Annotated in this window: 27 protein-coding genes and 1 tRNA gene; 23 read left to right on the top strand and 5 right to left on the bottom strand. The window is 54.6% G+C overall.

Translation table 11 applies throughout. The features are described 5' to 3' along the window. The first annotated feature begins 7 nt into the window (after nucleotides 1-7). The 9 genes from hscB (at nucleotide 8) to M9H61_RS06200 (ending at nucleotide 7,814) form a co-directional block, all read left to right on the top strand. Entirely contained in the window at nucleotides 8-628 is a 621-nt protein-coding gene (gene hscB, locus M9H61_RS06240) for a Fe-S protein assembly co-chaperone HscB (protein ID WP_101247651.1), read from the top strand. A 31-nt stretch (nucleotides 629-659) separates the two neighbouring features. Continuing rightward, nucleotides 660-2,558 carry a Fe-S protein assembly chaperone HscA gene (gene hscA, locus M9H61_RS06235; RefSeq protein ID WP_250283994.1) on the top strand — a complete coding sequence of 633 codons (1,899 nt, stop codon included), beginning with the start codon at nucleotides 660-662 and terminating at the stop codon, nucleotides 2,556-2,558. A gap of 144 nt (nucleotides 2,559-2,702) precedes the next feature. Then, the gene (locus tag M9H61_RS06230; protein ID WP_101247649.1) at nucleotides 2,703-3,038 is read left to right on the top strand and encodes a ferredoxin family 2Fe-2S iron-sulfur cluster binding protein; all 336 of its coding nucleotides are present in this window, start codon (nucleotides 2,703-2,705) and stop codon (nucleotides 3,036-3,038) included. Between the two features lie 56 nt (nucleotides 3,039-3,094). Continuing rightward, entirely contained in the window at nucleotides 3,095-3,292 is a 198-nt protein-coding gene (gene iscX, locus M9H61_RS06225) for a Fe-S cluster assembly protein IscX (protein WP_068518522.1), read from the top strand. A gap of 150 nt (nucleotides 3,293-3,442) precedes the next feature. Next, nucleotides 3,443-4,147: a thiaminase II gene (gene tenA, locus M9H61_RS06220; protein ID WP_250285031.1), complete on the top strand. Its 705-nt coding sequence runs from the start codon at nucleotides 3,443-3,445 to the stop codon at nucleotides 4,145-4,147. A gap of 117 nt (nucleotides 4,148-4,264) precedes the next feature. Continuing rightward, the gene (gene mnmA / locus M9H61_RS06215) at nucleotides 4,265-5,410 is read left to right on the top strand and encodes a tRNA 2-thiouridine(34) synthase MnmA (RefSeq protein WP_068518521.1); all 1,146 of its coding nucleotides are present in this window, start codon (nucleotides 4,265-4,267) and stop codon (nucleotides 5,408-5,410) included. 243 nt (nucleotides 5,411-5,653) lie between these two features. Then, a tRNA-Met gene (locus tag M9H61_RS06210) sits at nucleotides 5,654-5,730 on the top strand. A 175-nt stretch (nucleotides 5,731-5,905) separates the two neighbouring features. After that, complete coding sequence (locus M9H61_RS06205; protein WP_250283992.1) at nucleotides 5,906-6,709, top strand: trypsin-like peptidase domain-containing protein; 804 nt, start codon at nucleotides 5,906-5,908, stop codon at nucleotides 6,707-6,709. A 421-nt stretch (nucleotides 6,710-7,130) separates the two neighbouring features. Further along, on the top strand, nucleotides 7,131-7,814 hold the full coding sequence (locus M9H61_RS06200) for a hypothetical protein (RefSeq protein ID WP_250283990.1): 684 nt from the start codon (nucleotides 7,131-7,133) through the stop codon (nucleotides 7,812-7,814). Between the two features lie 201 nt (nucleotides 7,815-8,015). Here the strand turns inward: M9H61_RS06200 and M9H61_RS06195 are convergent, their stop codons facing one another. From M9H61_RS06195 to M9H61_RS06180, 4 genes are all read right to left on the bottom strand, one after another. After that, nucleotides 8,016-8,384, bottom strand: a complete 369-nt coding sequence (locus tag M9H61_RS06195; protein WP_250283988.1) for a type II toxin-antitoxin system HicB family antitoxin — start codon at nucleotides 8,382-8,384, stop codon at nucleotides 8,016-8,018. Between the two features lie 47 nt (nucleotides 8,385-8,431). Then, nucleotides 8,432-8,620 (bottom strand): type II toxin-antitoxin system HicA family toxin, encoded by a 189-nt coding sequence (locus M9H61_RS06190; protein WP_250283986.1) that lies wholly within the window; start codon nucleotides 8,618-8,620, stop codon nucleotides 8,432-8,434. 76 nt (nucleotides 8,621-8,696) lie between these two features. Beyond that, on the bottom strand, nucleotides 8,697-9,833 hold the full coding sequence (locus M9H61_RS06185; RefSeq protein WP_250283984.1) for a DMT family transporter: 1,137 nt from the start codon (nucleotides 9,831-9,833) through the stop codon (nucleotides 8,697-8,699). A gap of 144 nt (nucleotides 9,834-9,977) precedes the next feature. Continuing rightward, on the bottom strand, nucleotides 9,978-10,886 hold the full coding sequence (locus M9H61_RS06180; protein ID WP_250283982.1) for a DMT family transporter: 909 nt from the start codon (nucleotides 10,884-10,886) through the stop codon (nucleotides 9,978-9,980). 300 nt (nucleotides 10,887-11,186) lie between these two features. Here M9H61_RS06180 and M9H61_RS06170 point away from each other — a divergent pair, with 300 nt between their 5' ends. The 13 genes from M9H61_RS06170 (at nucleotide 11,187) to M9H61_RS06110 (ending at nucleotide 23,380) form a co-directional block, all read left to right on the top strand. Then, nucleotides 11,187-12,110 carry a LysR family transcriptional regulator gene (locus tag M9H61_RS06170; RefSeq protein ID WP_068518517.1) on the top strand — a complete coding sequence of 308 codons (924 nt, stop codon included), beginning with the start codon at nucleotides 11,187-11,189 and terminating at the stop codon, nucleotides 12,108-12,110. A gap of 144 nt (nucleotides 12,111-12,254) precedes the next feature. Continuing rightward, entirely contained in the window at nucleotides 12,255-13,292 is a 1,038-nt protein-coding gene (locus tag M9H61_RS06165) for a C4-dicarboxylate TRAP transporter substrate-binding protein (protein ID WP_068518516.1), read from the top strand. Nucleotides 13,293-13,388: 96 nt separating this feature from the next. Then, a complete protein-coding gene (locus M9H61_RS06160) occupies nucleotides 13,389-13,907 on the top strand; it encodes a TRAP transporter small permease subunit (RefSeq protein WP_068518515.1) in 519 nt (172 codons plus the stop codon). Continuing rightward, complete coding sequence (locus M9H61_RS06155) at nucleotides 13,904-15,214, top strand: TRAP transporter large permease (protein ID WP_250283980.1); 1,311 nt, start codon at nucleotides 13,904-13,906, stop codon at nucleotides 15,212-15,214. The genes M9H61_RS06160 and M9H61_RS06155 overlap by 4 nt, the downstream gene beginning before the upstream one ends. 10 nt (nucleotides 15,215-15,224) lie before the next feature. Beyond that, complete coding sequence (locus M9H61_RS06150) at nucleotides 15,225-15,890, top strand: glutathione S-transferase N-terminal domain-containing protein (RefSeq protein WP_206928469.1); 666 nt, start codon at nucleotides 15,225-15,227, stop codon at nucleotides 15,888-15,890. After that, nucleotides 15,887-16,435, top strand: a complete 549-nt coding sequence (locus M9H61_RS06145) for a carboxymuconolactone decarboxylase family protein (protein WP_250283979.1) — start codon at nucleotides 15,887-15,889, stop codon at nucleotides 16,433-16,435. The genes M9H61_RS06150 and M9H61_RS06145 overlap by 4 nt, the downstream gene beginning before the upstream one ends. Before the next feature lie 48 nt (nucleotides 16,436-16,483). Continuing rightward, entirely contained in the window at nucleotides 16,484-17,356 is an 873-nt protein-coding gene (locus M9H61_RS06140; protein WP_250283977.1) for an amidohydrolase, read from the top strand. Nucleotides 17,357-17,366: 10 nt separating this feature from the next. Beyond that, nucleotides 17,367-18,167 carry an SDR family NAD(P)-dependent oxidoreductase gene (locus M9H61_RS06135; RefSeq protein ID WP_250283975.1) on the top strand — a complete coding sequence of 267 codons (801 nt, stop codon included), beginning with the start codon at nucleotides 17,367-17,369 and terminating at the stop codon, nucleotides 18,165-18,167. Nucleotides 18,168-18,372: 205 nt separating this feature from the next. Beyond that, the gene (locus tag M9H61_RS06130; protein WP_082817790.1) at nucleotides 18,373-19,302 is read left to right on the top strand and encodes a helix-turn-helix domain-containing protein; all 930 of its coding nucleotides are present in this window, start codon (nucleotides 18,373-18,375) and stop codon (nucleotides 19,300-19,302) included. 501 nt (nucleotides 19,303-19,803) lie between these two features. Then, nucleotides 19,804-20,784, top strand: a complete 981-nt coding sequence (locus tag M9H61_RS06125; protein ID WP_114114143.1) for a C4-dicarboxylate TRAP transporter substrate-binding protein — start codon at nucleotides 19,804-19,806, stop codon at nucleotides 20,782-20,784. Nucleotides 20,785-20,876: 92 nt separating this feature from the next. After that, nucleotides 20,877-21,329, top strand: a complete 453-nt coding sequence (locus M9H61_RS06120) for a TRAP transporter small permease (RefSeq protein ID WP_228196535.1) — start codon at nucleotides 20,877-20,879, stop codon at nucleotides 21,327-21,329. Beyond that, a complete protein-coding gene (locus M9H61_RS06115) occupies nucleotides 21,329-22,609 on the top strand; it encodes a TRAP transporter large permease (protein ID WP_250283973.1) in 1,281 nt (426 codons plus the stop codon). The genes M9H61_RS06120 and M9H61_RS06115 overlap by 1 nt, the downstream gene beginning before the upstream one ends. A gap of 54 nt (nucleotides 22,610-22,663) precedes the next feature. Further along, a complete protein-coding gene (locus M9H61_RS06110; RefSeq protein ID WP_250283971.1) occupies nucleotides 22,664-23,380 on the top strand; it encodes a GntR family transcriptional regulator in 717 nt (238 codons plus the stop codon). A gap of 76 nt (nucleotides 23,381-23,456) precedes the next feature. On the opposite strand, the gene M9H61_RS06105 is transcribed toward M9H61_RS06110, so the two are convergent. Continuing rightward, nucleotides 23,457-24,296 (bottom strand): SDR family oxidoreductase, encoded by an 840-nt coding sequence (locus M9H61_RS06105; protein WP_250283969.1) that lies wholly within the window; start codon nucleotides 24,294-24,296, stop codon nucleotides 23,457-23,459. 182 nt (nucleotides 24,297-24,478) lie between these two features. On the opposite strand from M9H61_RS06105, the gene M9H61_RS06100 reads away from it, so the two are divergent. Then, nucleotides 24,479-25,084, top strand: a complete 606-nt coding sequence (locus tag M9H61_RS06100) for a TetR/AcrR family transcriptional regulator (protein WP_250283967.1) — start codon at nucleotides 24,479-24,481, stop codon at nucleotides 25,082-25,084. Nucleotides 25,085-25,092: the final 8 nt, after the last annotated feature.

Genomic DNA, 25,092 nt, shown 5'->3' with positions numbered 1-25,092 from the left:
GCATCGCGTGAGCAATACAGAACATCCGGCACACAAAGCTTGCTGGTCCTGCAAGGGGCCGGTCGAAGTCAGCGCACTGTTTTGTGATACCTGCAACGCCATTCAGGCCCCGGGTCAGCTCGACCATTTCAAACGGTTCGGTCTGGAACGGTCCTTTGACGTTGATATCGACGCGATGGAGGCAACCTACCTCAAACAGCAGCAGCAATTGCATCCCGACCGTTTTGCATCGAAATCCGGTCGCGAGCAGGCTCTGTCTTCCCAGCAGGCTGCCAGCCTGAACGAGGCTTTCGAGACTCTTAAAAACCCGGTGTCGCGCGCCCATTACATGTTGCGTCTGGCCGGGATCGAACCCGAAGGCGGCGAAGGCCATACTGTCAATGATCCGGAACTTCTGATGGAAGCGATGGAAATGCGCGAGGCACTTGATGATGCCGATGACAGGATCACCATCGATGCGATGATCAAGGATACCCGCAAACAGGCGCGCGCCTGTGAAAAGGACCTTGGCCAGGCACTTGATCAACAGTCATATGACGTTGCCAAAAAACTGACCACCCGCCTGAGATACCTGATGAAAATGACCGAGGAAGCGCGCGCGAAGAAATCGCGCCTTGCCGCTGCCTGATCATTTCAAATAACCGATACGGATAGAATTCATGGCTCTGCTTAAAATCCACGAACCGGGCGAAACGCCGCTCCCCCACGAGGACGAGCGCCAGATCGCTGTTGGTATCGATCTGGGTACCACCAACTCGGTCGTTGCGATTTCACGCGGCGAAAAACCCGAAGTCCTGCGCGACAAATCCGGTGGCAATGCGATTGTGCCGTCTGTTGTCTATTATGGCGATGACGCACCGGTGGTTGGCGAAGACGCCCGCAAACATATCAATACCGATGCCAATCGTGTGGTGTCCTCGGTCAAGCGCCTGATGGGGCGCGGGCTTGAGGATGTCAAATCCGTTGCCGGTACGTTGCCCTATGACGTCGAAGTTCCCGAAGGCAGCGACGATGGTGCGGGTGAACCGATGATGGTGCGCCTCAATGTTGGCGGGCGGGTTCTGACCCCGGTTGAAGTGTCGGCCGATATTCTGCGTGCCCTGCGCGCACGCGCCGAAGAAGGTCTTGATAAACCGGTCGAGAAGGCGGTGATCACGGTTCCGGCCTATTTCGATGACGGGGCACGTACCGCGACCAAGGATGCGGCGAAGCTTGCCGGGATCGAAGTTCTGCGTCTGGTCAATGAACCGACCGCAGCCGCCCTTGCCTATGGCCTTGATAACGGGGCAGAGGGGCTTTACGCCGTTTACGATCTTGGCGGCGGAACGTTTGATATCTCGCTTCTGAAAATGCAAAAGGGCGTTTTCCAGGTCAAGGCGACCGGCGGTGACGCCGCCCTTGGCGGGGATGATTTCGATCATGCCATTGCCGAACATCTTCTGGCTGAGCGCAAGGACGGCGGTGCAGCCGATTCCCTGGATGCGTCGGACGCCAAACGGCTTTTGAAAACCGCACGCAAGGTCAAGGAAGGCCTGACCGATCAGGATGCGGTCGAAGTATCTGTCGATCTGAACGGGGCGGTGACCAGCCATACCGTAACCCGCACCGCGTTCGAAGCAATGATCGCCAAGCTGGTATCGCGTACCATCGCGATCACCGAGCAGGTGCTTGATGATGCCGATATCCTGCCCGAAGATGTCAAGGGCGTGGTACTGGTCGGCGGGTCAACCCGTGTGCCTGCGGTGCGCAAGGCGGTGGCCGATCTGTTTGAACAGGAACCGCTGTCTGATATTGACCCGGACGAGGTCGTGGCCCTTGGCGCCGCCCTTCAGGCCGAGGCGCTGACGGGGGGCTCTGACAACCTTCTTCTTGATGTCACGCCGCTGTCGCTTGGTCTTGAAACCATGGGCGGGATTGTTGAAAAGGTCATCGACCGCAACACCCCGATCCCGGTCGCCAAGGCCCAGGAATTCACCACCTATCAGGATGGCCAGTCGGCCATGATGATCCATGTGGTGCAGGGCGAACGCGAAATGGTCGATCAGTGCAGGTCACTGGCCCGGTTCGTTTTGACCGGTATTCCGTCAATGGCGGCCGGTGCCGCGCGGATCCGCGTGCAGTTCAATGTTGATGCCGATGGCCTTTTGACGGTGTCGGCACGCGAAGAAACCACCGGCACCGAACAGGAAGTCGCGGTCAAGCCGACCTATGGCATCAATGAGACCGATATGGCCAACATGCTGCGCGACAGTATGGTACATGCCCGCGAAGATATGGAAATGCGCGTCCTGACCGAAGCACGGGTCGAGGCACGGCGCAATATCCTTGCGGTCCGGGCGGCCATGGCGGCGGACCGTGCGCTTCTGAGTGCTGAAGACGAAACCAGTATCAACAACGCCATCACCGCCCTTGAGACGGCGATGGCCGGCGATGATCGCGACGCGATTAACGAGGCCGCCGAGGCCCTTGAAAATGCGTCGCGACCCTTTGCCGAAACCCGAATGGATAGCCGGATCAGACAGGCGCTTGCCGGTCAAAATGTCGATGAAGTGAATTAATCGGCACCGGTGGAATTGACAAACCGGTCAAGTACGGCGATTGTCCCGAACAACCGCCAAGGTCAGGGCCGGACAATTGCGTTGTGACAAGCAGCGCAGCAAACAGAGATCGAACGAAAAGTATTACCGAGGAGAAAGGCACAGATGCCTAAGATCGTTTTTGTTGAGACCGATGGCACCGAAAAGGAATTCGAAGTTGCCGACGGCCTGTCCGTTCTGGAAGCTGCCCATAAGAACGGCATTGACCTTGAAGGTGCATGCGAAGGTTCGCTGGCTTGCTCGACCTGCCACGTTGTTCTGGACGAAGAATGGTTCGACAAACTTGACGAGCCGTCCGAAGACGAAGAAGACATGCTTGATCTTGCTTTCGGCCTGACCGAGACGTCGCGTCTTGGCTGCCAGATCATCATGAGCGACGAACTCGACGGCCTGCGCGTAAAGCTGCCGGCTGCGACCCGCAACATGATGGTCGACAAGTAAGTTTGACCTTCTTTTGACCGGTGTGTTTTGCGCCCCGGGCACCAAAGGAGACGGATATGCGTTGGACAGATATTCAGGACATCGCGATCGAGCTTGAGGAAGCCCATCCTGACAAGGATAACCTCAACCTTCGCTTTACCGACCTGCATAAATGGGTCTGCGAGCTTGAAGGTTTCGAAGACGATCCCGAGAAATCGAACGAAAAGATTCTCGAAGCCATCCAGATGGCCTGGATCGACGAACGCGAAGACTGATTTCGAAAGGGTTGAGACGTGCGCCTTTCGGCCTGCACCCTGACCACGAAATATCAGACCAGCCTGCTTTGCGCGGGCTGGTCTGTTTTTGTTTGAATGACCGCCATCACTGCCATGATGGCCGATACCGCAAAACGGGACGAAACAGCCATGAGCCAGACCGCCACCTTTACCGATATCATTCCGGGCGACAGCCTGTTTGGCAAATTGCGTGCGCGCGCAACCGACGCCTGGGAAAGCTATGTCTGCCATGACTTCGTCAAACAGCTTGGTGCCGGCACATTGCCCGAAGCGGCCTTCAAGCATTATCTGATCCAGGATTACCTGTTTCTGATCCAGTTTTCGCGTGCCTATGCGCTTGCGGTCTACAAGGCCGAAGACCTGAGCGCCATGCGCCAGTTTTCGGGCACCGTGCATGCGATCCTTGATATGGAAATGAGCCTGCATCTTGAATTTTGCAAAGGCTGGGGCCTGTCCGAGGCCGATATCATTGCTGAACCCGAAGCACGTGCGTGCGTGACCTATACCCGCTATGTGCTGGATCGCGGTGTGCAGGGCGATGTGGTTGATCTTCAGGTTGCCCTGATGCCCTGTATGGTTGGCTATGCCGAAATCGCAAACCGCCTGATGGCAAGTTCTGATACAAGGCTGGACGGCAATCCGTACCGGGCATGGATTGAAATGTATGCGTCCGCCGAATTCCAGGACGTGGCCAAGGCAGAAATTGATTTGCTGGAACATACCGTCGCCAAGCGCGGCGGTCATGATCGCATTGATGGTCTGGTCGATACCTTTGCCATGGCAAGCCGCCTTGAAGCCGATTTCTGGCAGATGGGACTTGATCTGGCAAAATAGGCGAAGATCGCTTATATAAGCTCGAAATATTGCGTGCGGGTGGCGGAAATGCCGCCCGTTGCCTTTTTGGATTAACTTCTTGTCGCTGCGGCCTTGACCCGCAGATGGGTGGGAAAAATGAACTCTCTTGGCTTTGATAAGGCCCCTGAAGACACGCGCGTGGTTGTGGCCATGTCGGGTGGTGTGGACAGCTCCGCGGTTGCGGCCCTTCTGAAATCGGAAGGCTATGACGTGGTCGGCATCACGCTTCAGCTTTATGACATGGGTGCCAATGCACCGACCCGTGCGAAATCCTGCTGTGCCGGGCGCGATATTTACGATGCGCGCAAAGTGGCCGAGGATATCGACATTCCCTATTACGTGCTCGATTACGAATCACGCTTCCGCGAAGAAGTGATCGATGATTTTGCCGACAGCTATATGCGCGGCGAAACCCCGATCCCGTGCGTGAAATGCAATCAGACCGTCAAATTCCGTGATCTGCTTGAAACGTCCTATGATCTTGGCGCGGATTGCATGGCGACGGGCCATTATGTGCAGCGTAAACTCGGTGCCGATGGGCGCGCACAGCTGCATCGTGCGGCTGATCCGAACCGCGATCAAAGCTACTTCCTGTTCACCACAACCCAGGAACAGCTTGATTTCCTGCGCTTCCCGCTCGGCCATCTGATGAGCAAGGCCGAAACCCGTGCCCTTGCCGCCAAATTCGGTCTTGAGGTCGCCGACAAACCCGACAGCCAGGACATTTGCTTTGTCCCGGATGGCAAATATGCCCGTCTGGTCGAACGTCTCCGTCCCGAAGCGGGCGAGCCGGGCCAGATCGTTGACCTTGATGGCAATGTCATGGGTGATCACCGTGGCCTGATCCATTACACGGTCGGGCAGCGTCGCGGCCTTAATATCGGGGGCACGGCAGAACCGCTTTATGTCGTCAAGCTGGTCCCGGAAAAACGTCAGGTCGTGGTCGGTCCCAAGGCCGCCCTCGCCAAGAAAATGGTCTATGTCAAAGAACTCAACTGGCTTGATGGCGACCAGATCGATGAAAACGGGGTCGAGGTCGAAGTCAAACTGCGCTCGGCCATGCAGCCGACCACGGCAACCGTCTTCCCCGAAGCCCGCGGCGAAGCCCGCATCGAACTCCATGATGCCCAGTTCGGCATCGCCCCGGGGCAGGCCGGCGTGTTCTATCAGGGCGAACGCGTCCTTGGTGGCGGCTGGATCACCCGCGAAGAGCTGATCGGCAATACCGCGACGGCGGCATAAGGCGGCATGGTCGCAAGGCGAGCAGCGGAATCATAATCCGCGTGTCGGGGGGGGCAAGTCGTTCCAGCGCTACCAATGCCCACCTTTTCATACGGAAAGGCGGGCTAGGGCAGATAAACTTCATCTGTTGATTGAGGTGAAATCTTTTTTGACAAAAACGTCAAAAAGGCGCTTGACGGGGACGGCTCCCTGACTTAAAAACCGCCTCGTTCCGAACGATACGGAACACCACAAAATACTTGTGGCGGAGTAGCTCAGCTGGTTAGAGCAGCGGAATCATAATCCGCGTGTCGGGGGTTCAAGTCCCTCCTCCGCTACCAATTCAGTAAAAAATCGTTGTAACTCAATGAGTTACAACGATTTTTTGTTTTGGGGCGAAACCATCATTACAGTGCCTTCGGTACTAAATTACACATGGATTTTTCAGCTGCTTGTTCATTCATTGCGTAGTTGCAATAATCGAAAGTGTTATAGTGCAATCTAAGGAATTGATGGATGGGTCTTTCTGATGTTGTTGAAAGGGTCCGTAGCGGTGTTCTTAGTATCAGCTTTCTTGATGCCAAAGATCGGGTGATTGCCAAAGGTACTGGTTTTATGTGCAACGGGTTCTTAGTCACAAATAACCATGTGTTTCAGGGGCCTGACGGTTCGAAAGTCTGGATTAGAAATTGTTTTGATAGTGAGGTGGACTTAACTCAAGGTCATCTACTTAGCATTGAGGACTTCAGATCGGCGCTAGTGGTCGGATCTCCCGAAGAGAATTACGACTACGCAATCCTAGAAATTGCAGCTCTCAAAAACCGCTCTCTATACAATTTCTCACTGGTTGATCCCAAGTATCTTCGGGTTGGGGATAGCGTGGCTCTCCTCGGATTCCCATTAGAGCATATGAACCTTACTTGTCACGCAGGTATTGCTTCCTCATTTTATACAAGGAATGGTGTTGATATTATTCAAGTTGATGCCAGTGTGAATGCAAGTAACTCTGGAGGGCCAATGATCGCGAAAGATACCGGGGAGGTATTGGGAATTGTTACGAGGAAAGCAACTGGTCTTACCAATATGTTCAATCAGCTTCGACAAAACTTAAAGACGAACATTGACTTAGTCTATCGAGCCCGACAAAGTGGTGGATTAGTTTTTATAAATGGCGTTGATCCATTGGAAGCAGTCGGGGTTTCGCAAGGTCAAATGATGGAGCTTCTTGGTGAGATTGAACGTTCTGCAAACGTCGGAATTGGTTATGTGTTTTCTGCGAAACATTTGCTAGAAGAACCAATATTGACTGGGGAGCCATAGAAAATTAGAACTGGACCTCAGTTTCCATATTTCTATGTCAGCAAAAAATTCTAATTAGAATAGAACTTGTACTGCAATGGTGGTTTCGGTCCTCCGCTACCAATCAAAGAAGCCCTGAACCACACGGTTCAGGGCTTCTTTGATTCGTCCGCGAAAGGAGCGGACTGAACCCCCGCGGGTTCGCGAGAAAGCGACGCAGGCAGATTTCGAGAGACGTTGCACGAACCACGCAACGGTCCGCAGGGCAAAGCCCAAGGATAAAAAAAACAGCCCAAAGGCTGGTTTTTAAGATTCTTTCCTCCAAAGCAAGGTTTGGGCAGGAGCCAACTTTCTTACTAGAAATTTTTATGCCATGACGATGCAGGAAAGTAGTGTTTAATTTACTGATAAATTTGGTGGTTTGTTGTTCGAAGAGGATCTGATGAGTAGCTTTGATGTAGTAGCGTCTGTATGCGCTAAGTTAGGAAGTTTGAAATCGTCACCCTTAAAAGTAAATAAATTTGAAAAAATCTCATTGATTCTAGCTGCTGTTTTTTGGGTTTCTGCTGTTATCGTTGCAGTCACTTATTCTATAAATCCGGATCGATATCTTTTGATCTCTGTGAATTTTCTGCTAATATTTTTTCTTATCTCTGTGTTTTTGTTGATTTTTTTTCACTTGGTATTAGCTGCCAAAGAAATGCGAAATCCAGGATATTTTGCTTTCTCTGTAGTTTTGGATAACTACCGAGATGAATTGAATTTAGCAGATCAATTCCGAGGATTTTCGGTGAAGGAATTGGAGTTGTTAAAACATAGAAATATTCTAGGAATAGACCATCTGAAGAAAAGAACATCGTTGATGCTTGGTGCGGTTGATAAAATCGGTGTTTTTCCAGCAATTATTGCTTTGTTTTTGTCAAACTATCGCCTGTTCCAGAGTGAAAATCTAAGTGCATTTGATGGTTATCTCATGTGGGCAATTGTATTTATGTCGCTTATGTATTTGTTCTCTTTTTATGTAGCGTATGCTGTGCACCAAATGGAACGATTGAATTTTACTATTGAGCTAGCAATCACTCGCAATTGTGATCGAACTAAACGTACTCAAGTTGAGAAAAAATGAGACTGGGGACCGACAACCTTGCTTGCCAGAGAGATTGGAGATGGTTATGTCCGCAAGTTCTGGTGAAAATGGTGCACTCTGCGATTGTAAAAAGGGACTTTTAAAAATGGGACAGTCCCTTTTAGGCCCTTGCTGCCAATAGACAAAACCCGCAGCGGCTTAAAGCTGCGGGCGCGACAGTTGTATTGTGCGCGGCGCTGGTTAAAGTGCGCGTCTTGCAGCTTCTTCGAGGAAGCCGGACACTGCGCGTTTGCCGTGCTTTGCTTCGATCAGGTCGATCAGATTGGCATCGATTGTCAGGTTGATACGCCGCTTTTTCCCTGGAATGGTCGCGGTAATGGCAACGATCCCGATTGCGCCGTCTGAAAGTTCGACAGAGGGGGTTGGTAACGGGATTTCCAAGCCGTCTTCATGCATGCCCTCAATGTGGAAATTAAGAGCCTCTGTGCCCAACTCCACCAATTCCGTCATTGTGTCTGCTGCGCTGACGCAACCCGGGAAATCCGGAAAGGAAATCCCGAAGCCGCCGTCATCGTCAGTGTGGACCAAACCCCAATAGGTCTGTTTCATTCTGTTGTCATCCTGTTTCCATTTCCCGTAAGGAACCGGAAAGCCATTTACAGCAGCTTTATACCCGATTGCCTTTCAATGCTTTTAACGGTGCCTTTAGGGAGATCCCGTTTGGGATGTGGCACTGTCACGCGCCCCGGTTTTGTCGGGTGCGCTAGCTGATGGTGACTGCCTTTCGTACGAATGATTTCCCAGCCATCATCTTTCAGCCGTTTGAGTATCTCTCTACTGTCCATAGCCCCCTTTCATAGTTCCAGTGCGCATTATGCGCATTGTCTGAGGGCGGGTCAATATAAATGCGCATAATGCGTATTATGAGGTTTTCGTGCCAAACCGCTTAACCAACCTTCCATCAATCACCGCCAACCCAACCCCGATCACGCCCATCCCGATGATGTGCTGGGACAGAAGCGTTTCACCAAGGAAACCGACACCGAGCAATATCGCGCTGACCGGGATCAGGAAGGTGACGAGTAGCAGGTTGGATGCCCCGGCGCGTTTGAGGATCGCGAAATAGAGGATATAGGCAAGCGATGTCGAAAGGGCGGCGATGCCGAAGACTGCCATCAGGGTTTCGGGGGAGGGTACCGGCAGGGTCCAGGGGCGGTCGATGATCGCGGCAAGCGGGATCAGCAGGATGCTTGAGGCGCTGGTCATTCCGGCCGCTGTCAGGATCGGGTTCATGCCGCCAAACCGTTTGCCAAACACCCCGGTGCAGCCATAGCAAAATGTCGCAAGCAGGATGGCAAAGGGGGCAAGCGGTGCCAGTGCAGAAGCCGGTTTGAAGGCGTTTTCGCCCTTGGCGGCAATGGTTTCGCCACCCGGCAGGCCGATGATCACCACCACCCCGGCAAAGCCGATCAGCACACCCAGCGCCTTGCGCAGATTGAGCTTTTCATTGTCGGTGGCGATATGGGCGATGACGATGGTGAAAAGCGGGGTGGTCGCATTGAGGATGGCGGCAAGGCCGCTTGCGATGTGGGTCTGTCCCCAGACAATCAGCGAAAATGGCACCAGATTGTTAAACGCCCCCATAATGACAATCGCGCCCCAGAATTTCGGATCACGCGGGATCGGGATGTGACGGAGCAACACCACCCACCACAGGATCAGCGACGCAATCGTCACCCTGCACAGCACAAGCGTAAAGGGCGGAAGATCGACAAGCGCGATTTCGGTAAAGAAAAACGATCCGCCCCAAAGAACCGAGAGAATGAGCAACATCGCCCAGCTTGTTCCATCCATCCTGAGATCGGGCAGGCGTTGTGGCTGTGTGGGCATGGCGCGGGTTTCCTGTTTGCGCAAATGTCCCTGACGGGTGGCCGTGGCCTTGGTCAAGGAGGCAGTGGCGGCGAGGCGGTTGCTGTCATCTTGCGGATAAACAGGTTTGCCTGATTGATGATTTTCTTCAAGCGCAAAGCGTTTGGGCGTGATTTGGGTGGGGAGCATGATTTTGTCCGTTCTTTGCTGGTGCTTGTCGGGGCTGGTACTTGTCGGGCGGGGACGCCCCGGTGACGCGCAAAAAAAATAGGCGAGCAACAATCTTGCTGCTCGCCATTTTCGGACCTGAAGCCTGATGACCGGTATTGAAGGTTATTTGACCGGTGCGGTATTTCCCGGAAGGCGGATGAATTTCGGCAGTTTGGCAAAGATCGTGATATTGCCCAGCAACACCATGGCAAGGCCGGTCGCACCAATCGGGGTCCAGACATAGCCTTCAAGGAAGGTCGAAACCGTAAGGGCGACAACCGGGAACAGGACAGTGACATAGGCCGCACGCCCCGCACCAACCCGGTTGACCAGCGCGAGATAGGCGATAAACGCCACCACCGACCCCGGAATGGCAAGATACAGCAACCCGCCGATATAGATCGGGTCGGTCGGCATCACCGGTGTCTGGCCGCGCAAGGTGGCAAAGATAAACAGCAACACCGTGCCATAAACCATGCCGCGCGCAACCGCATCGCGGTTGGGGATGCCCATGGAATGCAGCTTGACCGACACCATGTTGCCGCAGCTGAACACAGCCGTCCCGCACAGGGCCAGCAACATGCCGGTGATCGCATGGGGATTATGCGAAAGCGCGTAAATCTGATTGGCAAACAGGCAGGCAATCCCGCCAAGCCCGAATGCCGCACCAAAGACAAAGCGCACACCCGGACGATTGCCATAAAAGGCCCAGTTGCCCAGCGCATTGAAAATGGTCGAGGTGGTGAAAATCACCGCCACAATGCCCGATGCGATATAGGCCGTGGCCGAATACATCAGGATAAAGTTGATGCCAAAAAGCCCGCAGCCCAGAAGCACGATCCACGGATGGGCGCGCCATGGCACCGGGCGCCATTTGCGCGACAGCACCAAAAAGCCGCACAGCACGGCCGCGGCAAGGGCAAAGCGATAGAAGATCGAAATTTCAACCGGGATCGGACCGATCTGGAGCTTGATCGCATACCAGGTAAAGCCCCAGCAGAATGTAACAATGGCAAATAAAAGGGCAGTCATTTCGGGGCTTTCAAACAGCGTGGCGCCGTAACGGCACATAAAGGGGAAGCGTGGTGACGCAAGAAGGGCTTGGTTGTGCAACGGCCATGTGGGGCATAACCGTCATGCCCGATTAAGCCATAAGCCGGGATTTTGTTCTTTCACGTTCTTGCGGTGTTTTGGGGGTGATTGACGAAAGTCTCAGGGTTATCGGCTATTGCAATTTTGTGGGGGCTTGGCCTTGATTATGCCGTCCAGTTATAGGGGCCGGACTATCAGCAAGAAAAAGCATGATCATGAATTACCGGGAAGGGGAGCCGGATGAACGGGGAATGGCAACCGGAACTGCGGGCCTTGCGATACTTTGTGAGTGTCGCCGAAGAAAAAAGTTTCACCCGGGCGGCAAACCGCCTGCGCATTGCACAGCCTGCACTGAGCCGTCAGATCAAGCGACTTGAGGAAGATCTCAAGGTGCAGCTGTTTACCCGCACGGTACGCGGGGCGGACCTGACCGAGGCGGGCGAAATCCTGTTGCGTCGTGCCTATCTGATGTTCAATCAGTTGCAGCAAACCCATCATGACATCACCATTCATTCAACCCATCTGGGCGGGGTGGTGTCGGTGGGGATGCCGCCGACACCGGGGGAATTTATCGCCCCTCGTCTGCTTGAACGCAGCAAGGCGCTGTATCCCGATATCGAATTGCGCTTTGTCGAAGGTTTCAGTGCCGATCTTGAACAGAAGATGGCCAACAACGAAATCGGGGTTGCGGTCATGCATGACCCGACCCCGCGCGATGATATCCAGATCACCGAACTTCTGGTCGAACATCTTTGTCTGGTCGGGCGATCGGGCACGCTTTCAAAGCCGTCCTACAGCCTCAAAGAGGCCGCAAGCTATCCGCTGATCATGCCGAGTCGACCGAATTTCCTGCGCATTCTGGTCGACAGCTATGCCGAAAAGCATGACGTGTCACTTAATATCGAAACCCGATCGGACGGGATCGGCCATACCAAGTCGCTGGTGCGCTATGGCCACGGGTTCACGATCCTGACCTATGGGGCGATCATTTCCGATGTGCAAAGCGGGGTGCTCGAAGCCATGCCGATTGTCGATCCGGCAATCACATGGCGGCTTTGCGTGGCCATGCGCATGGATCAGGGACGCAAACGCACCCTGAGTGTTGTCGAACAGATGATCCACGAGATCGTTGATGATCTGGTTGCGGCCGGTATCTGGAAATAGCCATGCCGCAAAGGTATGGGAAGCATAATTACATAGTATTTGAATTATAGGTCGTGGCGCGACTAATCAATGAGGACCGGCAGATGGGCATCTGTCGCAAACAAGAAGATTGGTAACCAGGCCCACGCGGCCCAGGGAGGAATGATGAAACGTTTTGGTAAAGGCGGGATGATTGCATCCGCTGCAATGGCGATGGTTGCGCTTGGGGTTGCGACTACTTCTTTTGCAAATAATGCATCGGCAGAAACCTATAAATGGCTGACCTTCAAGCCGCAGGGTGCCGGCGACGCACAGGCGATTTCGACCCAGTGGTTCGTTGACGAATTCAAAAAACGCACCAATGGCGAACATGAAATCGAAGTTTTCTGGGGCGGTTCGGTTGCGAAAACCCGTGAAATTCCCGATGCGCTCAGTGCCGGCGTTGGTGAATTCGGCGATATTGTCACACCGTATTTTGCCGATAAATTCCCGCTTAATAACGCCGTTGGTTTCTTCATTCCGCAGCCGAATTCGACGATCGAAATCGCGCATCTGATGGAAAAATGGCACGCCAAATATCCGCAATTCAGCCAGGAACTGGCCAATTACAACCTTAAGGCCGTCGGGTTCCGTCCGCTTGAAAGCTATGGCCTGCTGTGTACGTCACCGATCCGTTCGCTGGCCGATCTCAAGGGCAAGCGTATCCGGACCTATGGCTTTGCCTATCCGGCACTGGTCGAGGCACTTGGCGCAACCCCGGTTTCGATTGCAACGTCGGAAGCTTACGAAGCACTTGAAACCAGCATCCTCGATTGCACGCCGATTGGTCCGGCGCTGGCCTATGGCTGGAAATATGACGAGGTTGCCAAATACTATATCGAAATTCCGCTTGGCGCGTCGTTCGGTCACCTGATCGCGATGAACCTTGATACCTACAACGCCATGGATGATGCCACCCGTGCGGTGGTCGACAAGCTCGGTCAGGAATATGCCGACGCCTATAATGACGAGCTGGAAAAAACCATCAAGGACGTCCGTGCCGGCTGGCCGGCCAAGGGGGTTGAAGTCATTCAGTTCCCGAAAGAAGAACTGGTCTCCGTGATCAAGGACGAACGCATCCAGGCTGTCCGTCAGGAATGGATCGCGCGCGCCGAAGCCGCGGGCCTTCCGGCCCAGGAAATTGTTTCGGAACTCGAATTCTAAGAGTTGCCGACATTCACCGCCCCGGGAATGCCCGTTTCCCGGGGCGGGTTTGGCACCATGAAATGTGGTGACGCGGATTAAGTGGAGTTTCCATCAATGTCGTTGTTCGAACGGATCTGCCAGTCCTATGGCCGGTTCCTGCGCGGCTGCGGATTTGTCGCAGGCTACACAACCTTTGCCATGATGATGCTGGTTGTGGCCAATGCAGTGTCGCGCTTTTTATTCAATTCCCCGGTGCAGGGCGCCCTTGAAATCACCGAAACCATGTTGACGGTTCTGGTGTTCCTGTCGCTTGCACTGACCCAGTATGAAGGTGGCCATATCAAGGTCACCGTCGTTCTTCAGCACATGCCGGTCTTTATGCAGAAACCGTTGCGTTTGTTTGTTCTCGCACTGGGCTGCGTGTTCTTTGCCTGGTGTGCACAGGCGGGCTGGGAATTTGCGATGCGGTCCTTTGCGATCAATGAACAGCAATGGGGATCGGTGCGCTATCCGCTTTATCCGGTCAAATTTGTGATTTTCTTTGGACTGACGATGCTTGCCATTCAGTTTGCACTCGATTTCATGCGTGAACTGATCGGGTCTGCGCCAAACAAGGAGGCCGTGGGCCAATGACGGGGCTTGAAATCGGATCTTTGGGCATTGTGGCCCTGTTTGCCGCCATCCTGTTTGGCGCGAATGTGATGGTTGCGCTTGGTGTTGTCGGGGCGGCCGGTCTTGCGGCCCTGGTCGGGACCAAGGGGGCGACCGCCATGCTGTCGACGGTGTTTTTTGACACCACGCACAGCTTCCATTTCAGTGTTATTCCGCTGTTTTTGCTGATGGGCTTTTTTGCGATGCGCGCGGGCCTTGGCGAAGACATGTTCGAAGCCGCCACCAAGTGGCTTGGCAATTTAAAGGGCGGACTTGCGATTTCGACCACGATGGGGGCGGCGGCCTTCGGTGCGGCGTCCGGATCAAGTGTCGGGACTGCCACGATCTTTACCAAGCTTGCCCTGCCGGAAATGCTCGCACGTGGCTATGACAAACGTCTGGCATCGGCATCGATTGCCATTGCCGGGACGCTCGCAGTGATGATCCCGCCCAGTGCGCTTGTGGTGGTCTATGGCATCCTGACGGATTCAAGCATTGGCGGTTTGCTGGTTGCCGGTGTCATTCCCGGCGGTGTCTTTGCGGTTCTTCTGTGTATTGCGACCTATTTGACCGTGATGCGCAATCCTGATCTGGCGCCGGTTACCGCCACCAATGTCCCGATGAAGGAAAAGCTTTATTCCCTTCGTCTGGCCGGGCCGCTGCTGTTTGTCATCATCTGCATCATTTCCGGGCTTTATCTTGGGGTTTTCACCCCGACCGAGGCCGGTGGCATTGGTGCGGGACTGACCTTTGTTCTGGCAATCATGCGTCAGCGCAGTATCCGCAAACTGGAACTGAGCAAAACCTTGATGGATACCATCAAGACGTCGGGCATGATTTTCGCGATCATCATCTGCGCGCTGGTCTTTTCGAAATTCCTGGCACTGAGCGGTGTGGCCAATGCGATTGGCGGTTTCCTGATCGGGCTTGAGGTCAATCGCTGGATCGTCGTTCTGATCATTGTCGGCATCTATTTGCTGCTTGGCATGATGATGGATGCCCCGGCATTGCTGGCTATCACGCTTCCGATCACCCATCCGGTGATGATGAACCTTGGATTTGATCCGATCTGGTTCGGGGTGTTTGTGGTGTTGCTTGTGGAAATCGGCGCGGTCACACCACCGGTCGGGATCAACTGCTTTGTCGTGCAGGCGGCCTCTGACGGGCGGGTGCGCCTCGAAGATGTGTTCCGCGGATTGTTGCCCTATATCGCGGCCGGTTTTGTGATGTTGCTGTTGCTGTGCCTGTTCCCGCAAATGGCGCTGTTCCTGCCAGAATCGATGAATTGAGGATCGCAGGATGAATTCAGCAGAAAACCTTTTCCCGTTTGACGGCAAACTGCCCGGACCGAAATTGTTGCGATCAACCCTGACATCCCCGTTCGGGCGCAAGGTCCGCATTGCAATGGATGTTCTGGGATTGTCCGGACGGATTGACGTTCAGCCCGCCGACACCCGTGATCAAAGCGACACCCTGCGTCAGCAGAACCCGCTTGGCAAAATTCCGTGTCTGATCCTTGAAGATGGCAGCATTCTTTATGACAGCCGGGTGATCATTGAATTCCTTGATCGCTGGTCGGGACAAAACAGACTGATCCCCGAGGCGGTGGATGAACGGGCCCGTATCTTGACCCGTGCGACCCTTGCCGACGGGATCGCCGATGCTGCCTTGTTGATGGTCTATGAAGGACGTTTTCGCGATCCGTCACAGATTTCGGAAATCTGGCTTGATCATCAGCGCGGTAAAATCAGCCGGGCGCTCGATGCGATGCAAACCGCTTTGCCCGATCCGCGCAAAACCGATGTGGTATCGATCAGTCTGGCCTGTGCGCTGGGATATCTTGATTGGCGCCAGCCGGTTGAGTGGCGGCAAACCTATCCGGTGATTGTTGACTGGCTTGACGAATTTGCGGCTGCCGAGGCGGCCTTTGGACGAACCGAACGCCCCGCGGAGATCCCGGCATGACCCGTATTGCACCCTTGCAACCCGAAAACCTGACCCCGCGCCAGAAAGAAGTGTATGACGCCATTGCATCCGGTCCGCGTGGCCGGGTGCGCGGGCCGCTTGCCGTGTGGCTCAATCGTCCGGATCTTGCTGATCGGGCACAGGCCCTTGGTCGGTATTGCCGCTATGATTCCTTGCTTGAACCGCGTCTGTCGGAACTTGCCATTCTGGCGACTGCGCGTGTCTGGAAATCCGAATTCGAATGGGCCGCGCACAAGGTCATCGCCCTTAAGGCCGGGATCAGCCCCGAAATCGTCGAGGCGATCCGCACCAACCGGCAGCCGGTCTTTGAAAACGAAGACGAAGCGGTGGTCTATGACTATGCGATTACCCTTCATACCGAACGCCATATTGGCGACGAGCTTTATGCCCGCGCGGTCAAGGTCCTTGGCCAGGAGGCGGTCGTCGATCTGACCGGTATCCTTGGCTATTACACGCTGATCTCCATGACGATCAATGTGTTTGAACTGCCGCCGCCCGACGGGGCTGTACCCGAACTGGAATAGGGTTTCGGGACCACACTGTTTTTGACATCAATACCAACGAGGATGGCCATGAATACTGCGCCCATCACCTATAAACCTGCGCCAACGCAGCCGAAATTCACCATGCCCAAAGGCGCTTGTGACACCCATTGTCATGTTTTCGGTCCTGCTGATGTATTTCCCTATTCACCGCAAAGCAAACTTCAGCCGGGCGATGCGCCCAAGGAAACGCTGTTTGCCCTGCATGACGTGATCGGCATTGAAAAATGCGTGATTGTGCAGTCGGGTGTGCACGGGTTTGACAACCGCGCCATGCTTGATGCCATGAACGCCCGCAAGGGTGATTACCTTGGTGTTGCGCTGTTGCCGGTAACGGTCGAAGACGACGAAATTCGCCGTCTGGATGATCTGGGTGTTCGCGGCATCCGGTTTAACTATATGGCCCATCTTGTACCCGGGGCATCGGTTGACGAACTTTTGCGTCTGGCCGACCGTCTGGCCAGATTTGACTGGCACCTGCAAATCCATATGGAAAGCAGCCTGATCGAAGGCATGGCAGATGGTCTTGCCAAATCAAGCGTGCCGGTGGTGATTGACCATATGGGGCGCGTGGATGCGTCGCTTGGTCTGGATCAGGCACCGTTCGATGCATTGCTGCGCCTGATGGAAAACGATCATCTTCTGGTCAAGGTGTCGGGCTGTGAACGCGCATCGCGTCAGGACGCGCCATATGGCGATGCGGTTCCGTTTGCGCGGACCCTGGTCGAACGGTTCCCCGACCGTGTTCTGTGGGGGACAGACTGGCCACATCCGAATTTCCGGGCCGATGCGCCTGATGATGGTGTTCTGGTCGATCTGATCCCGGAAATCGCCCCGACTGCTGAATTGCAACAGGCACTTCTGGTCGATAACCCGCATCGTTTTTACCGTTTTGACAAATAAGGGGGTCGGTATGACAAGACGCCTTGAAGGACGTATTGCAATTGTAACCGGTGCCGGATGTGTCGGGCCGGGCTGGGGCAACGGGCGGGCAACCGCAGTCCGTTTCGCCGAAGAAGGGGCAAAGATCTTTGCAGTTGATCTGAACCCGGACGCGCTTGAAGAAACCATCGAACGGACCCGCAATGTCGGCGGTGAAATTGTCGGTCATATCTGTGACATCACCGATGGTGATGCGGTTGCCGCGATGGTTCGCGCCTGTGTCGATCATTTCGGACGGGTCGATATTCTGGTCAATAATGTCGGGGGTTCGGCCAAGGGCGGACCTGCTGACATGACCGAGGATGTCTGGGACAAGCAGGTCGATTTCAATCTGAAAAGTGTCTATCTGACCTGCCGCCATGTTTTGCCGATCATGGAAAAACAGCAAAGCGGGGCGATTGTGAATACGTCCTCGACCTCTGGCATGCGCTGGACCGGGGCGGCACAGTCGGCCTATGCGGCAACCAAGGCCGCCGTCATCCAGTTTTCCAAGGTGGTCGCGGTGGAATATGCCGCCAAGGGTGTTCGGGTAAATACCGTTGTGCCCGGGCAGTTGCACACCCCGATGGTCGAAGCCCGCCTTGCCGGGCAACGGGCTGGCGGCGATGTCGATGCGTTGCTGGCGCAACGTCTTGCGCGCATTCCGCTTGGGTTCATGGGCGATGGTCGCGACACCGCCAATGCGGCGCTGTTTCTGGCATCGGACGAGGCCCGCTTTATCACCGGAACCGAAATCGTTGTTGATGGCGGCATGACAGCGCGCTGCGACTGATCAAATGAACTTGTAAATTTCTACCGGACAATAAACTTCCTTCTGCGTCATGCAGTGTGCGGCGATGGGCCTTGGCTCATCGCCATTCTTTTTTTTTCCGGCTTTTATATATTCTTGCGCAATTCAGGGCAGGGATGCGTGGAACGGGCTTTGCAACCGGCAAGGCCGGTGCGATGATCACATTCTGGAATTTCAGGATGCCTTGATGTCAGAGCCGCTTGCCACAGAATGTGCCGGATCGGGTTTTCAGCCCAACGGCCGCTATCAAAAGTTTGAAGTCTTCAATCAGTTGATCGGGGATGCCAATTTGCTGCGCGCGGGGGATTTCGGTGACGGCATTTCGGCGGCCCATTGGCGGCGCAAGGCCCATGTCACCACCAGATATACCGACCCGGATCATCACACGATCAGCCTGTATATCAATGGCGGAACAGGCATCCAGCGCCAACTTGGTCCCGATCCGGTAACCGGTGGCGGGCCGGGGCGCTGCTGCCTGATGCCGGCTTTCATGACATCGGACTGGCTGGTTCAGGGCGAGGTGGAGCTGTTCCACCTTTATATCCCCCACGCCGCCTGGGAACGTGCGGTGGTCGAGGCCTTCGACATCGAACCCAATGCGGTCGAGGTGCCTGAGAAAACCTTTTTCCTTGATCCCCTGATCGAACAGACCGTGCGTCAGGCCATGCTGCCGCTTGACTGGAATGTGCCGGCCGACCGGATGGCCATGTCCAATGCCGGGCAATTGTTGATGGGGCATATGCTGCGCAGTTATTCGACGCGGCGCGATCTTGGCTTTGCGGTGCGCGGCGGATTGTCCCCGGTTGTCAAACGGCGGGTTTTCGACTTTGTCGAAGCCCATCTTGACCAGCCACTGACCATCGAAGATTTGGCAGACGTTGCCGATTTGTCGGCCTATCACTTTGCGCGCATGTTCCGCAAAACCGTGGGCGAGGCACCCCACAAATTTGTTTTGCGCCAGCGTATCGAACGCGCCATGGAAATGTTGCGCGATGACCGGGCATCGGTTGCCGAGATAGCACTGGCCACCGGGTTTTCAAGCCAGGCACATCTGACCACACGGTTCAGCCACTTTACCGGTCTGACCCCGGCGAAATACCGCAATATTGCCCGCTGACGGCGAGGGATAGAGGTCTGCGTATCAAATCCCGTCGGCCTGTCGGCTTTTGCCCCGAAATCACTGTGTTGCATGACCAGAAACCGGCGGGGTGTTCCCGTGTTCCCGGATCGATACCACCTGTCTGGGTGCTTGGTTACTTGGGTATTTAGTCTTTCGGCCGTTTGATAGGTTGCTTCGCACGGCCTGATACGGTGAGTTCGAAACGCACATAAAGCGGATGGCAATTTGGCCATCAGCACGCACCTTTTTGCCGCGCGACATATCCCGAAATAACACCGGTTTTCGGACCGAATGGCAGTGCATCCTGACCGCTATTTGCGTGTTGGTTGATTACAAGCGCGCCGATCACAAAACGCATAATCAAAATAAATAATTGAAATTAAACGATTTTTACAAGTTGAGAAATCCGTTGACAAGATCACTGAATCGTAATTAGGATTTCACAACAACTAAAATATCAATTTAGGCAAAATGCCAATCCAACGGGAGGACATCCAAATGAAAGTGACTGTGAAAACACTCGGACTCTGTGCCGTACTGGCCGGTGCGGTGGCGCTGGCGGTGCCGGCAACTGCGGCAACCACGCTTCGGATCGGAACGGTTTTGTCGCCGAATGATCCGATGGGCCAGGGACTTGAAAAATTCAAGGCCGATGTGGAAAAGGCGACCAATGGTGACGTCATCATCGAGGTGTTCCACAACTCGCAGCTTGGCGATACCACCGAAATGATCGATCAGGCCCGCGCTGGTGCGGCGGTCGGCACCGTGACGGATGTGGCCCGTCTTTCAAGTTTTGTACCGTCACTTGCCATCATGTCGGCACCGTTCCTGTTTGATACCTATGAACAGGCTGACAAATTTGCCCTGTCGCCGGAATACATTGCCTGGGGTGACGAGTTGCGCGAAAAATCCGGTCTCGTGATGATTGCGTCGAACTGGTATCAGGGCGCACGCCATGCCCTGACGCAAAAGCCGATTTCAAGCCCGGCCGATCTTTCCGGTGTGCGCATGCGGACCATCGGTGCGCCGGTCTGGATCGAAACCATTCGTGCCATGGGGGCAGAACCGACCCCGATCGCATGGGGCGAAGTTTACACCGCCTTGCAGCTTGGCTCGATCGATGCTGCCGAAGCCCAGCCGACCGCCATCTGGAATGCCAAGCTTTATGAAGTGATCAAGAACGTCACCAAGACCGGTCACATTCAGCTGGTTACCGCCCTTGTTGTCGGGGCACAGGCGTGGGATGAAATTTCCCCGGAAAACCAGAAAATCGTGCGTGATCTTGCCGTCGAAGATGGCCGTTACGCATCCCAGTTGACCATCGAGCTGGGTGAAAAGGCACTGGCCGATGTTGCTGCAAGCGGTGTGACCGTTAGCGACGTCGATCTGGCCCCGTTCAAGGAGGCTGTCGCACCGGTTTACAAGATGCTTGATCTCGAAGCAGAAGCCGCGACCGTCAAAAAGGTTCTGGGCCGCTAAGTCACACGGCCTGACCAATCTGCCTTGCCTAGGTGCGTTGCCTTGTTGTTTTCGGGGCAACGCACACCAAACATCAGGATGGAATTGAATACATGCTCAAGCGAATTGAGTTTGCCTGTGCCGGGGGGCTTCTTGTTGCTGTTGTTGTCCTTGTGGCCATTGCGTCGGTTGCGCGCGCCATGGGATCGCCGATCATCTGGTCGGTGGAAATGGCGCAATTGATCTTTGCCTGGCTTTGCATGCTGGCAGCCGATATCGCCATGCAGGAAGACCGCCATTTCGGCCTTCAGGTTTTGCAGGAAATCTTTTCGGCGCGCACGGTTGGCCTGATCGAGATTTTCAACATTCTCGTGGTCATCGGTTTCCTTGGATTTCTGCTCTATTACGCGTGGGGCAATATGATCCTGATGCATCCGCGCCTTGTAGGTGCGGCCCAGATTAATGCCTCCTACATCCATGCGTCGATGGTGGTCGGTATCCTTCTTATGATGCGAACCATGGTGTTCCAGCTTGTTCGACGCATTCGGACACGGGGGACCATGTGATGTTGATATTGATTGCTGTTCTTTTTGCGGTTTTCCTGATTATCGGTATGCCGGTGGCCTTTGCGCTGGGCCTGGCATCCATTCCGGTCTTTGTCGTCAGTGGTGCCATGCCGCCAACCGTGGTCATTCAGAAAATGGTGACCGCGACCCAAAGTTTCCCGTTGCTGGCTGTTCCGTTCTTTATTCTGGCCGGGAACCTGATGAATGTGACGGGGATTACCTATCGCCTGGTGAAATTTGCCCGGCTTCTGACCGGCTGGATGGCCGGTGGTCTGGCACAGGTTTCAATTGTGCTTAGTTTCATGATGGGCGGTATTTCCGGGTCCGCGGTTGCTGATGCCTCGATGGAGGCGCGCCTTCTTGGTCCGAGCATGATCAAACAGGGCTATTCCAAGGCCGCCACGGCAGCTGTTCTGGCATTCGGATCGGTCATTACCGCAACCATCCCGCCCAGCATCGGGTTGATCCTGTTTGGTTTTGTCAATGAAGTCTCGATCGGGCGCCTGTTCCTTGCCGGGATTGTGCCGGGTATTTGCCTGACCCTTGTTCTGATGGCGACATCGTGGTTTGTGGCGCGCAAAAACGGGTATCAGCCTGATCTTCCGGAAATGCCGGGCCGTCGCGAATTGTTGAAAAGTTTCTCGGAAAGCATCTGGGCACTGGCCTTTCCGGTGATCCTGATTGTCGGGTTCCGCTTTGGCCTGTTTACCGCGACCGAGGCCGGGGCATTTCTTGTTTTCTATGCGCTGGCGGTCGGGATATTTGCCTATCGCGAACTTGATTTCAGCAAGTTCAAGGAGGCCGTGACAAGTTCGGTTTCCGATCTTGGCATGGTGATGTTGCTGATCATTATGGCGGCGGTTCTGGGCTATGCGATGACCATTGAACGTGCCCCGCAACAGATCACCGAATTCGTCACGACCCTGACCGAAAACCGGGCGATGATCCTTGTACTTGTTGTGGCGGTTCTGGTGATCAGCGGCATGTTCCTTGAAGGGGCGGCCAATATCCTTCTGGTGACGCCGATTGTCATGCCGGTTCTGGTCAATGCCGGGTACGATCCGGTTCACATGGGCATCCTGATTGTCACCCTGATCAATTTCGGCGGTCTGACACCACCGGTCGGGGTCATCATGTTTACGGTCTGCGGCATTCTTGACGTCAAAACCGGGGCTTATAGCCGGGCATCGATCCCGTTCTTCATTGCCATGGTGATCTTTTTCATCCTGATGGCATCGATCCCGAGTTTGACGTTGTTGTTGCCCAATGCATTAATGTAATCAGTGATCTCAAGGATTTAGGCATTCAAAGAATTGCCAGGGAGATAGATGAAAATGAACACATCTACGAACGGACTGATTGGGATCCATGATGGCGGGATCAAGGGCAATGCCCATGTCCCGGCCTCGGCACTGGTGTATGAAGATATCCGCAACCGGATCATTTCACTGGCGCTGTTGCCCGAAACGACACTGGTACGTGCCGAACTGGCCGACAGTTTCAAGGTCAGCCAGTCACCGGTGCGCGAAGCGATCATGCGTCTTGAGCAGGACGGGCTGGTTGTGTCCTATCCGCAGTCGCGCACCGTGGTCACCAAAATTGACGAGGCCCGCATCCGTGAAGAACATTTTCTGCGGGTTGCCGCCGAATGCGAAGTGGTACGCCAGCTTGCCGACATCAAGGAACCCGCCGCGGTCACCAAGGCCAAGGGCATTCTTAAAATGCAGGAAGCCCTGGTTGGTGACATCGAACAGATTGATCTGTTCAAGCAGCTTGATGACAGCTTCCATGCCGCTTTGTTTAACGGGGTGAACCAGTCCAACCTGCATCTGCAAATCACGGCGCGCAGCGGTCATCTGGCGCGGGTGCGGACCCTTGATCTGCCGCGTGCGGGCAAAATGGTGTCTGTCCTTGAAGGCCACAAGGCCGTCATCGACGCCATCCAGTCAGGCGATGCCGCCACGGCCGTTGCCGAAATGCGCCAGCATCTGTCTGGCACGATGGAACGTTTGCCACTGATCATCGAAGAAAACAGATCGCTGTTTTCCTGATACCGCGTTTTCCGAACCCCGATGGTGGGGTGTTGCTGAACTGGTGCGTAGCAGAAGACCGCTACGCACCATTTTTTTATGCGCGTTTGGCAAGTTTCCAGATCCCGGTCTGCGCGGTCTGTCGGGCATAATCGGCAAGCGATGTCGGCATGCGGCCAAGGATATGTTCGATATCCCCGGTTGGTGCGCTGTTGCGTCCGTCAAGAACTTCGGAAAACAAATAGGAAATCAGACTGCGAAAGTCCTGCGGAACGCCGTCGCTTGCCAGTCCGGCATCAAGCTGGTCAATCGTGATCGGCACGAAATCGATCTTGCGGTTGGCACTGTTGCCAATGATCGATGTGACGTCTTCAAAGGTCAGGGCTTCGGGACCGGACAGTTCATATGTCTTGCCGATATGTTGCGGATCAAGCAGGCAGGTTACCGCGCAATCGGCAATGTCATTGGCATCAACAAACGGTTCGGGAATATCACCCGCGGGCAGGGCAAGGGTGCCGGCCTGGATATAGGGCAGGAAAAGATCCTCGCTGAAATTCTGAAAGAACCAGTTGGCGCGCAGAATGGTGGCCTCTGCACCGGATTGAAGCAGTACCTGTTCAGCACGGTGGGCGGCTTCTTCGCCGCGTCCTGACAGCATCACAAGACGTTTTGCACCATGCTTGAGTGCGGCTTGCGCAAAACGGGCAATGGTTTCGGCCGATCCCGGAACCGCCAGATCAGGCTGGAATGTAATGTAAACGGCATCAATATCGCGCAAGGTGTCGTCCCAGCTTTCCGGTTTGGTCCAGTCAAATGCAGGGGACGTGCTGCGCGATACAGCGCGAACGGAATGTCCAAGGGCGGTCAGTTTTTCCGCGACACGGCGGCCGGTTTTGGCGGTCGCGCCAAGAACCAGAAAACGGGGTTGTGTGGTCATATTGCTTGCTCCTGAAGGGTAAAATAAAATGTGAGTAATCCTCACATTTGCCAAATGTGATAAATCCTCGTATTTTGATCGTCAAGAGAGTTTGGCAGTCACAAGCCCGTGAACAACGCCGTATACGGCATGTCCCAAGGGTTAAAACAGGACGCAACCAATTGTCGGAAAACGCGAAAAAAATGCGCAAGGCACCCACACAAAAAAGAAGTCGCGAACGTGTGGAAAATATCCTGAAAGTGGCCTGTGAGCTGATCGCAGCCCAGGGAAGCGATGCCATGAAGATGGGTGAACTCGCCCAAAAGGCAGGAGTCTCGATCGGATCGCTGTATCAATATTTTCCCGACAAGGCATCGGTCATTCATGCCCTTGCGGATCGCTATAACGACGAATCCCGTCACTGCATCGAAGACGCATTGGCAGACGTGTCATCAGCAGATGAACTTGTCCGGGCGTTTGATCAGCTGATTGATACCTATTACGAGCTGTTTCTGGCCGAACCGGTGATTTGCGATATCTGGACCGGCACCCAGGCCGACAAAACCTTGCGCGATATGGAAATGGAAGTCAGCCGCGCCAATGCCGCCATGCTGACCAAGGCGATATTGCGCATCCGGGAAAATGATGGCGATGCCAGTACGATCGCCGCGCGTTGTCTTCTGATCATGTATAGCGGCGAAGCCGCCATGCGGCTTGCCATTTCGGTGCCGCCAAAAGAAGGCCGGGAAATCGTTGCCAGCTATAAACGCATGGTGGGGCGCGAAATTACCGATATGACCCGCGTGTGATTTACGGG

The sequence above is a fragment of the Thalassospira sp. GO-4 genome, assembly GCF_023588965.1.
Taxonomy (GTDB): domain Bacteria; phylum Pseudomonadota; class Alphaproteobacteria; order Rhodospirillales; family Thalassospiraceae; genus Thalassospira; species Thalassospira povalilytica.
Note: the sequence above shows the minus strand (reverse complement) of the source record. Positions and strands in the feature narration are given on the sequence as shown.

What these genes read in the sequence shown, in the direction of transcription:
- hscA (WP_250283994.1), top strand. Translation starts at nt 660, where the DNA reads ATGGCTCTGCTTAAAATCCACGAACCGGGCGAAACGCCGCTCCCCCAC.
- M9H61_RS06230 (WP_101247649.1), top strand. Translation starts at nt 2,703, where the DNA reads ATGCCTAAGATCGTTTTTGTTGAGACCGATGGCACCGAAAAGGAATTC.
- iscX (WP_068518522.1), top strand. Translation starts at nt 3,095, where the DNA reads ATGCGTTGGACAGATATTCAGGACATCGCGATCGAGCTTGAGGAAGCC.
- tenA (WP_250285031.1), top strand. Translation starts at nt 3,443, where the DNA reads ATGAGCCAGACCGCCACCTTTACCGATATCATTCCGGGCGACAGCCTG.
- mnmA (WP_068518521.1), top strand. Translation starts at nt 4,265, where the DNA reads ATGAACTCTCTTGGCTTTGATAAGGCCCCTGAAGACACGCGCGTGGTT.
- M9H61_RS06205 (WP_250283992.1), top strand. Translation starts at nt 5,906, where the DNA reads ATGGGTCTTTCTGATGTTGTTGAAAGGGTCCGTAGCGGTGTTCTTAGT.
- M9H61_RS06200 (WP_250283990.1), top strand. Translation starts at nt 7,131, where the DNA reads ATGAGTAGCTTTGATGTAGTAGCGTCTGTATGCGCTAAGTTAGGAAGT.
- M9H61_RS06195 (WP_250283988.1), bottom strand. Translation starts at nt 8,384, where the DNA reads ATGAAACAGACCTATTGGGGTTTGGTCCACACTGACGATGACGGCGGC.
- M9H61_RS06190 (WP_250283986.1), bottom strand. Translation starts at nt 8,620, where the DNA reads ATGGACAGTAGAGAGATACTCAAACGGCTGAAAGATGATGGCTGGGAA.
- M9H61_RS06185 (WP_250283984.1), bottom strand. Translation starts at nt 9,833, where the DNA reads ATGCTCCCCACCCAAATCACGCCCAAACGCTTTGCGCTTGAAGAAAAT.
- M9H61_RS06180 (WP_250283982.1), bottom strand. Translation starts at nt 10,886, where the DNA reads ATGACTGCCCTTTTATTTGCCATTGTTACATTCTGCTGGGGCTTTACC.
- M9H61_RS06170 (WP_068518517.1), top strand. Translation starts at nt 11,187, where the DNA reads ATGAACGGGGAATGGCAACCGGAACTGCGGGCCTTGCGATACTTTGTG.
- M9H61_RS06165 (WP_068518516.1), top strand. Translation starts at nt 12,255, where the DNA reads ATGAAACGTTTTGGTAAAGGCGGGATGATTGCATCCGCTGCAATGGCG.
- M9H61_RS06160 (WP_068518515.1), top strand. Translation starts at nt 13,389, where the DNA reads ATGTCGTTGTTCGAACGGATCTGCCAGTCCTATGGCCGGTTCCTGCGC.
- M9H61_RS06155 (WP_250283980.1), top strand. Translation starts at nt 13,904, where the DNA reads ATGACGGGGCTTGAAATCGGATCTTTGGGCATTGTGGCCCTGTTTGCC.
- M9H61_RS06150 (WP_206928469.1), top strand. Translation starts at nt 15,225, where the DNA reads ATGAATTCAGCAGAAAACCTTTTCCCGTTTGACGGCAAACTGCCCGGA.
- M9H61_RS06145 (WP_250283979.1), top strand. Translation starts at nt 15,887, where the DNA reads ATGACCCGTATTGCACCCTTGCAACCCGAAAACCTGACCCCGCGCCAG.
- M9H61_RS06140 (WP_250283977.1), top strand. Translation starts at nt 16,484, where the DNA reads ATGAATACTGCGCCCATCACCTATAAACCTGCGCCAACGCAGCCGAAA.
- M9H61_RS06135 (WP_250283975.1), top strand. Translation starts at nt 17,367, where the DNA reads ATGACAAGACGCCTTGAAGGACGTATTGCAATTGTAACCGGTGCCGGA.
- M9H61_RS06130 (WP_082817790.1), top strand. Translation starts at nt 18,373, where the DNA reads ATGTCAGAGCCGCTTGCCACAGAATGTGCCGGATCGGGTTTTCAGCCC.
- M9H61_RS06125 (WP_114114143.1), top strand. Translation starts at nt 19,804, where the DNA reads ATGAAAGTGACTGTGAAAACACTCGGACTCTGTGCCGTACTGGCCGGT.
- M9H61_RS06120 (WP_228196535.1), top strand. Translation starts at nt 20,877, where the DNA reads ATGCTCAAGCGAATTGAGTTTGCCTGTGCCGGGGGGCTTCTTGTTGCT.
- M9H61_RS06115 (WP_250283973.1), top strand. Translation starts at nt 21,329, where the DNA reads ATGTTGATATTGATTGCTGTTCTTTTTGCGGTTTTCCTGATTATCGGT.
- M9H61_RS06110 (WP_250283971.1), top strand. Translation starts at nt 22,664, where the DNA reads ATGAACACATCTACGAACGGACTGATTGGGATCCATGATGGCGGGATC.
- M9H61_RS06105 (WP_250283969.1), bottom strand. Translation starts at nt 24,296, where the DNA reads ATGACCACACAACCCCGTTTTCTGGTTCTTGGCGCGACCGCCAAAACC.
- M9H61_RS06100 (WP_250283967.1), top strand. Translation starts at nt 24,479, where the DNA reads ATGCGCAAGGCACCCACACAAAAAAGAAGTCGCGAACGTGTGGAAAAT.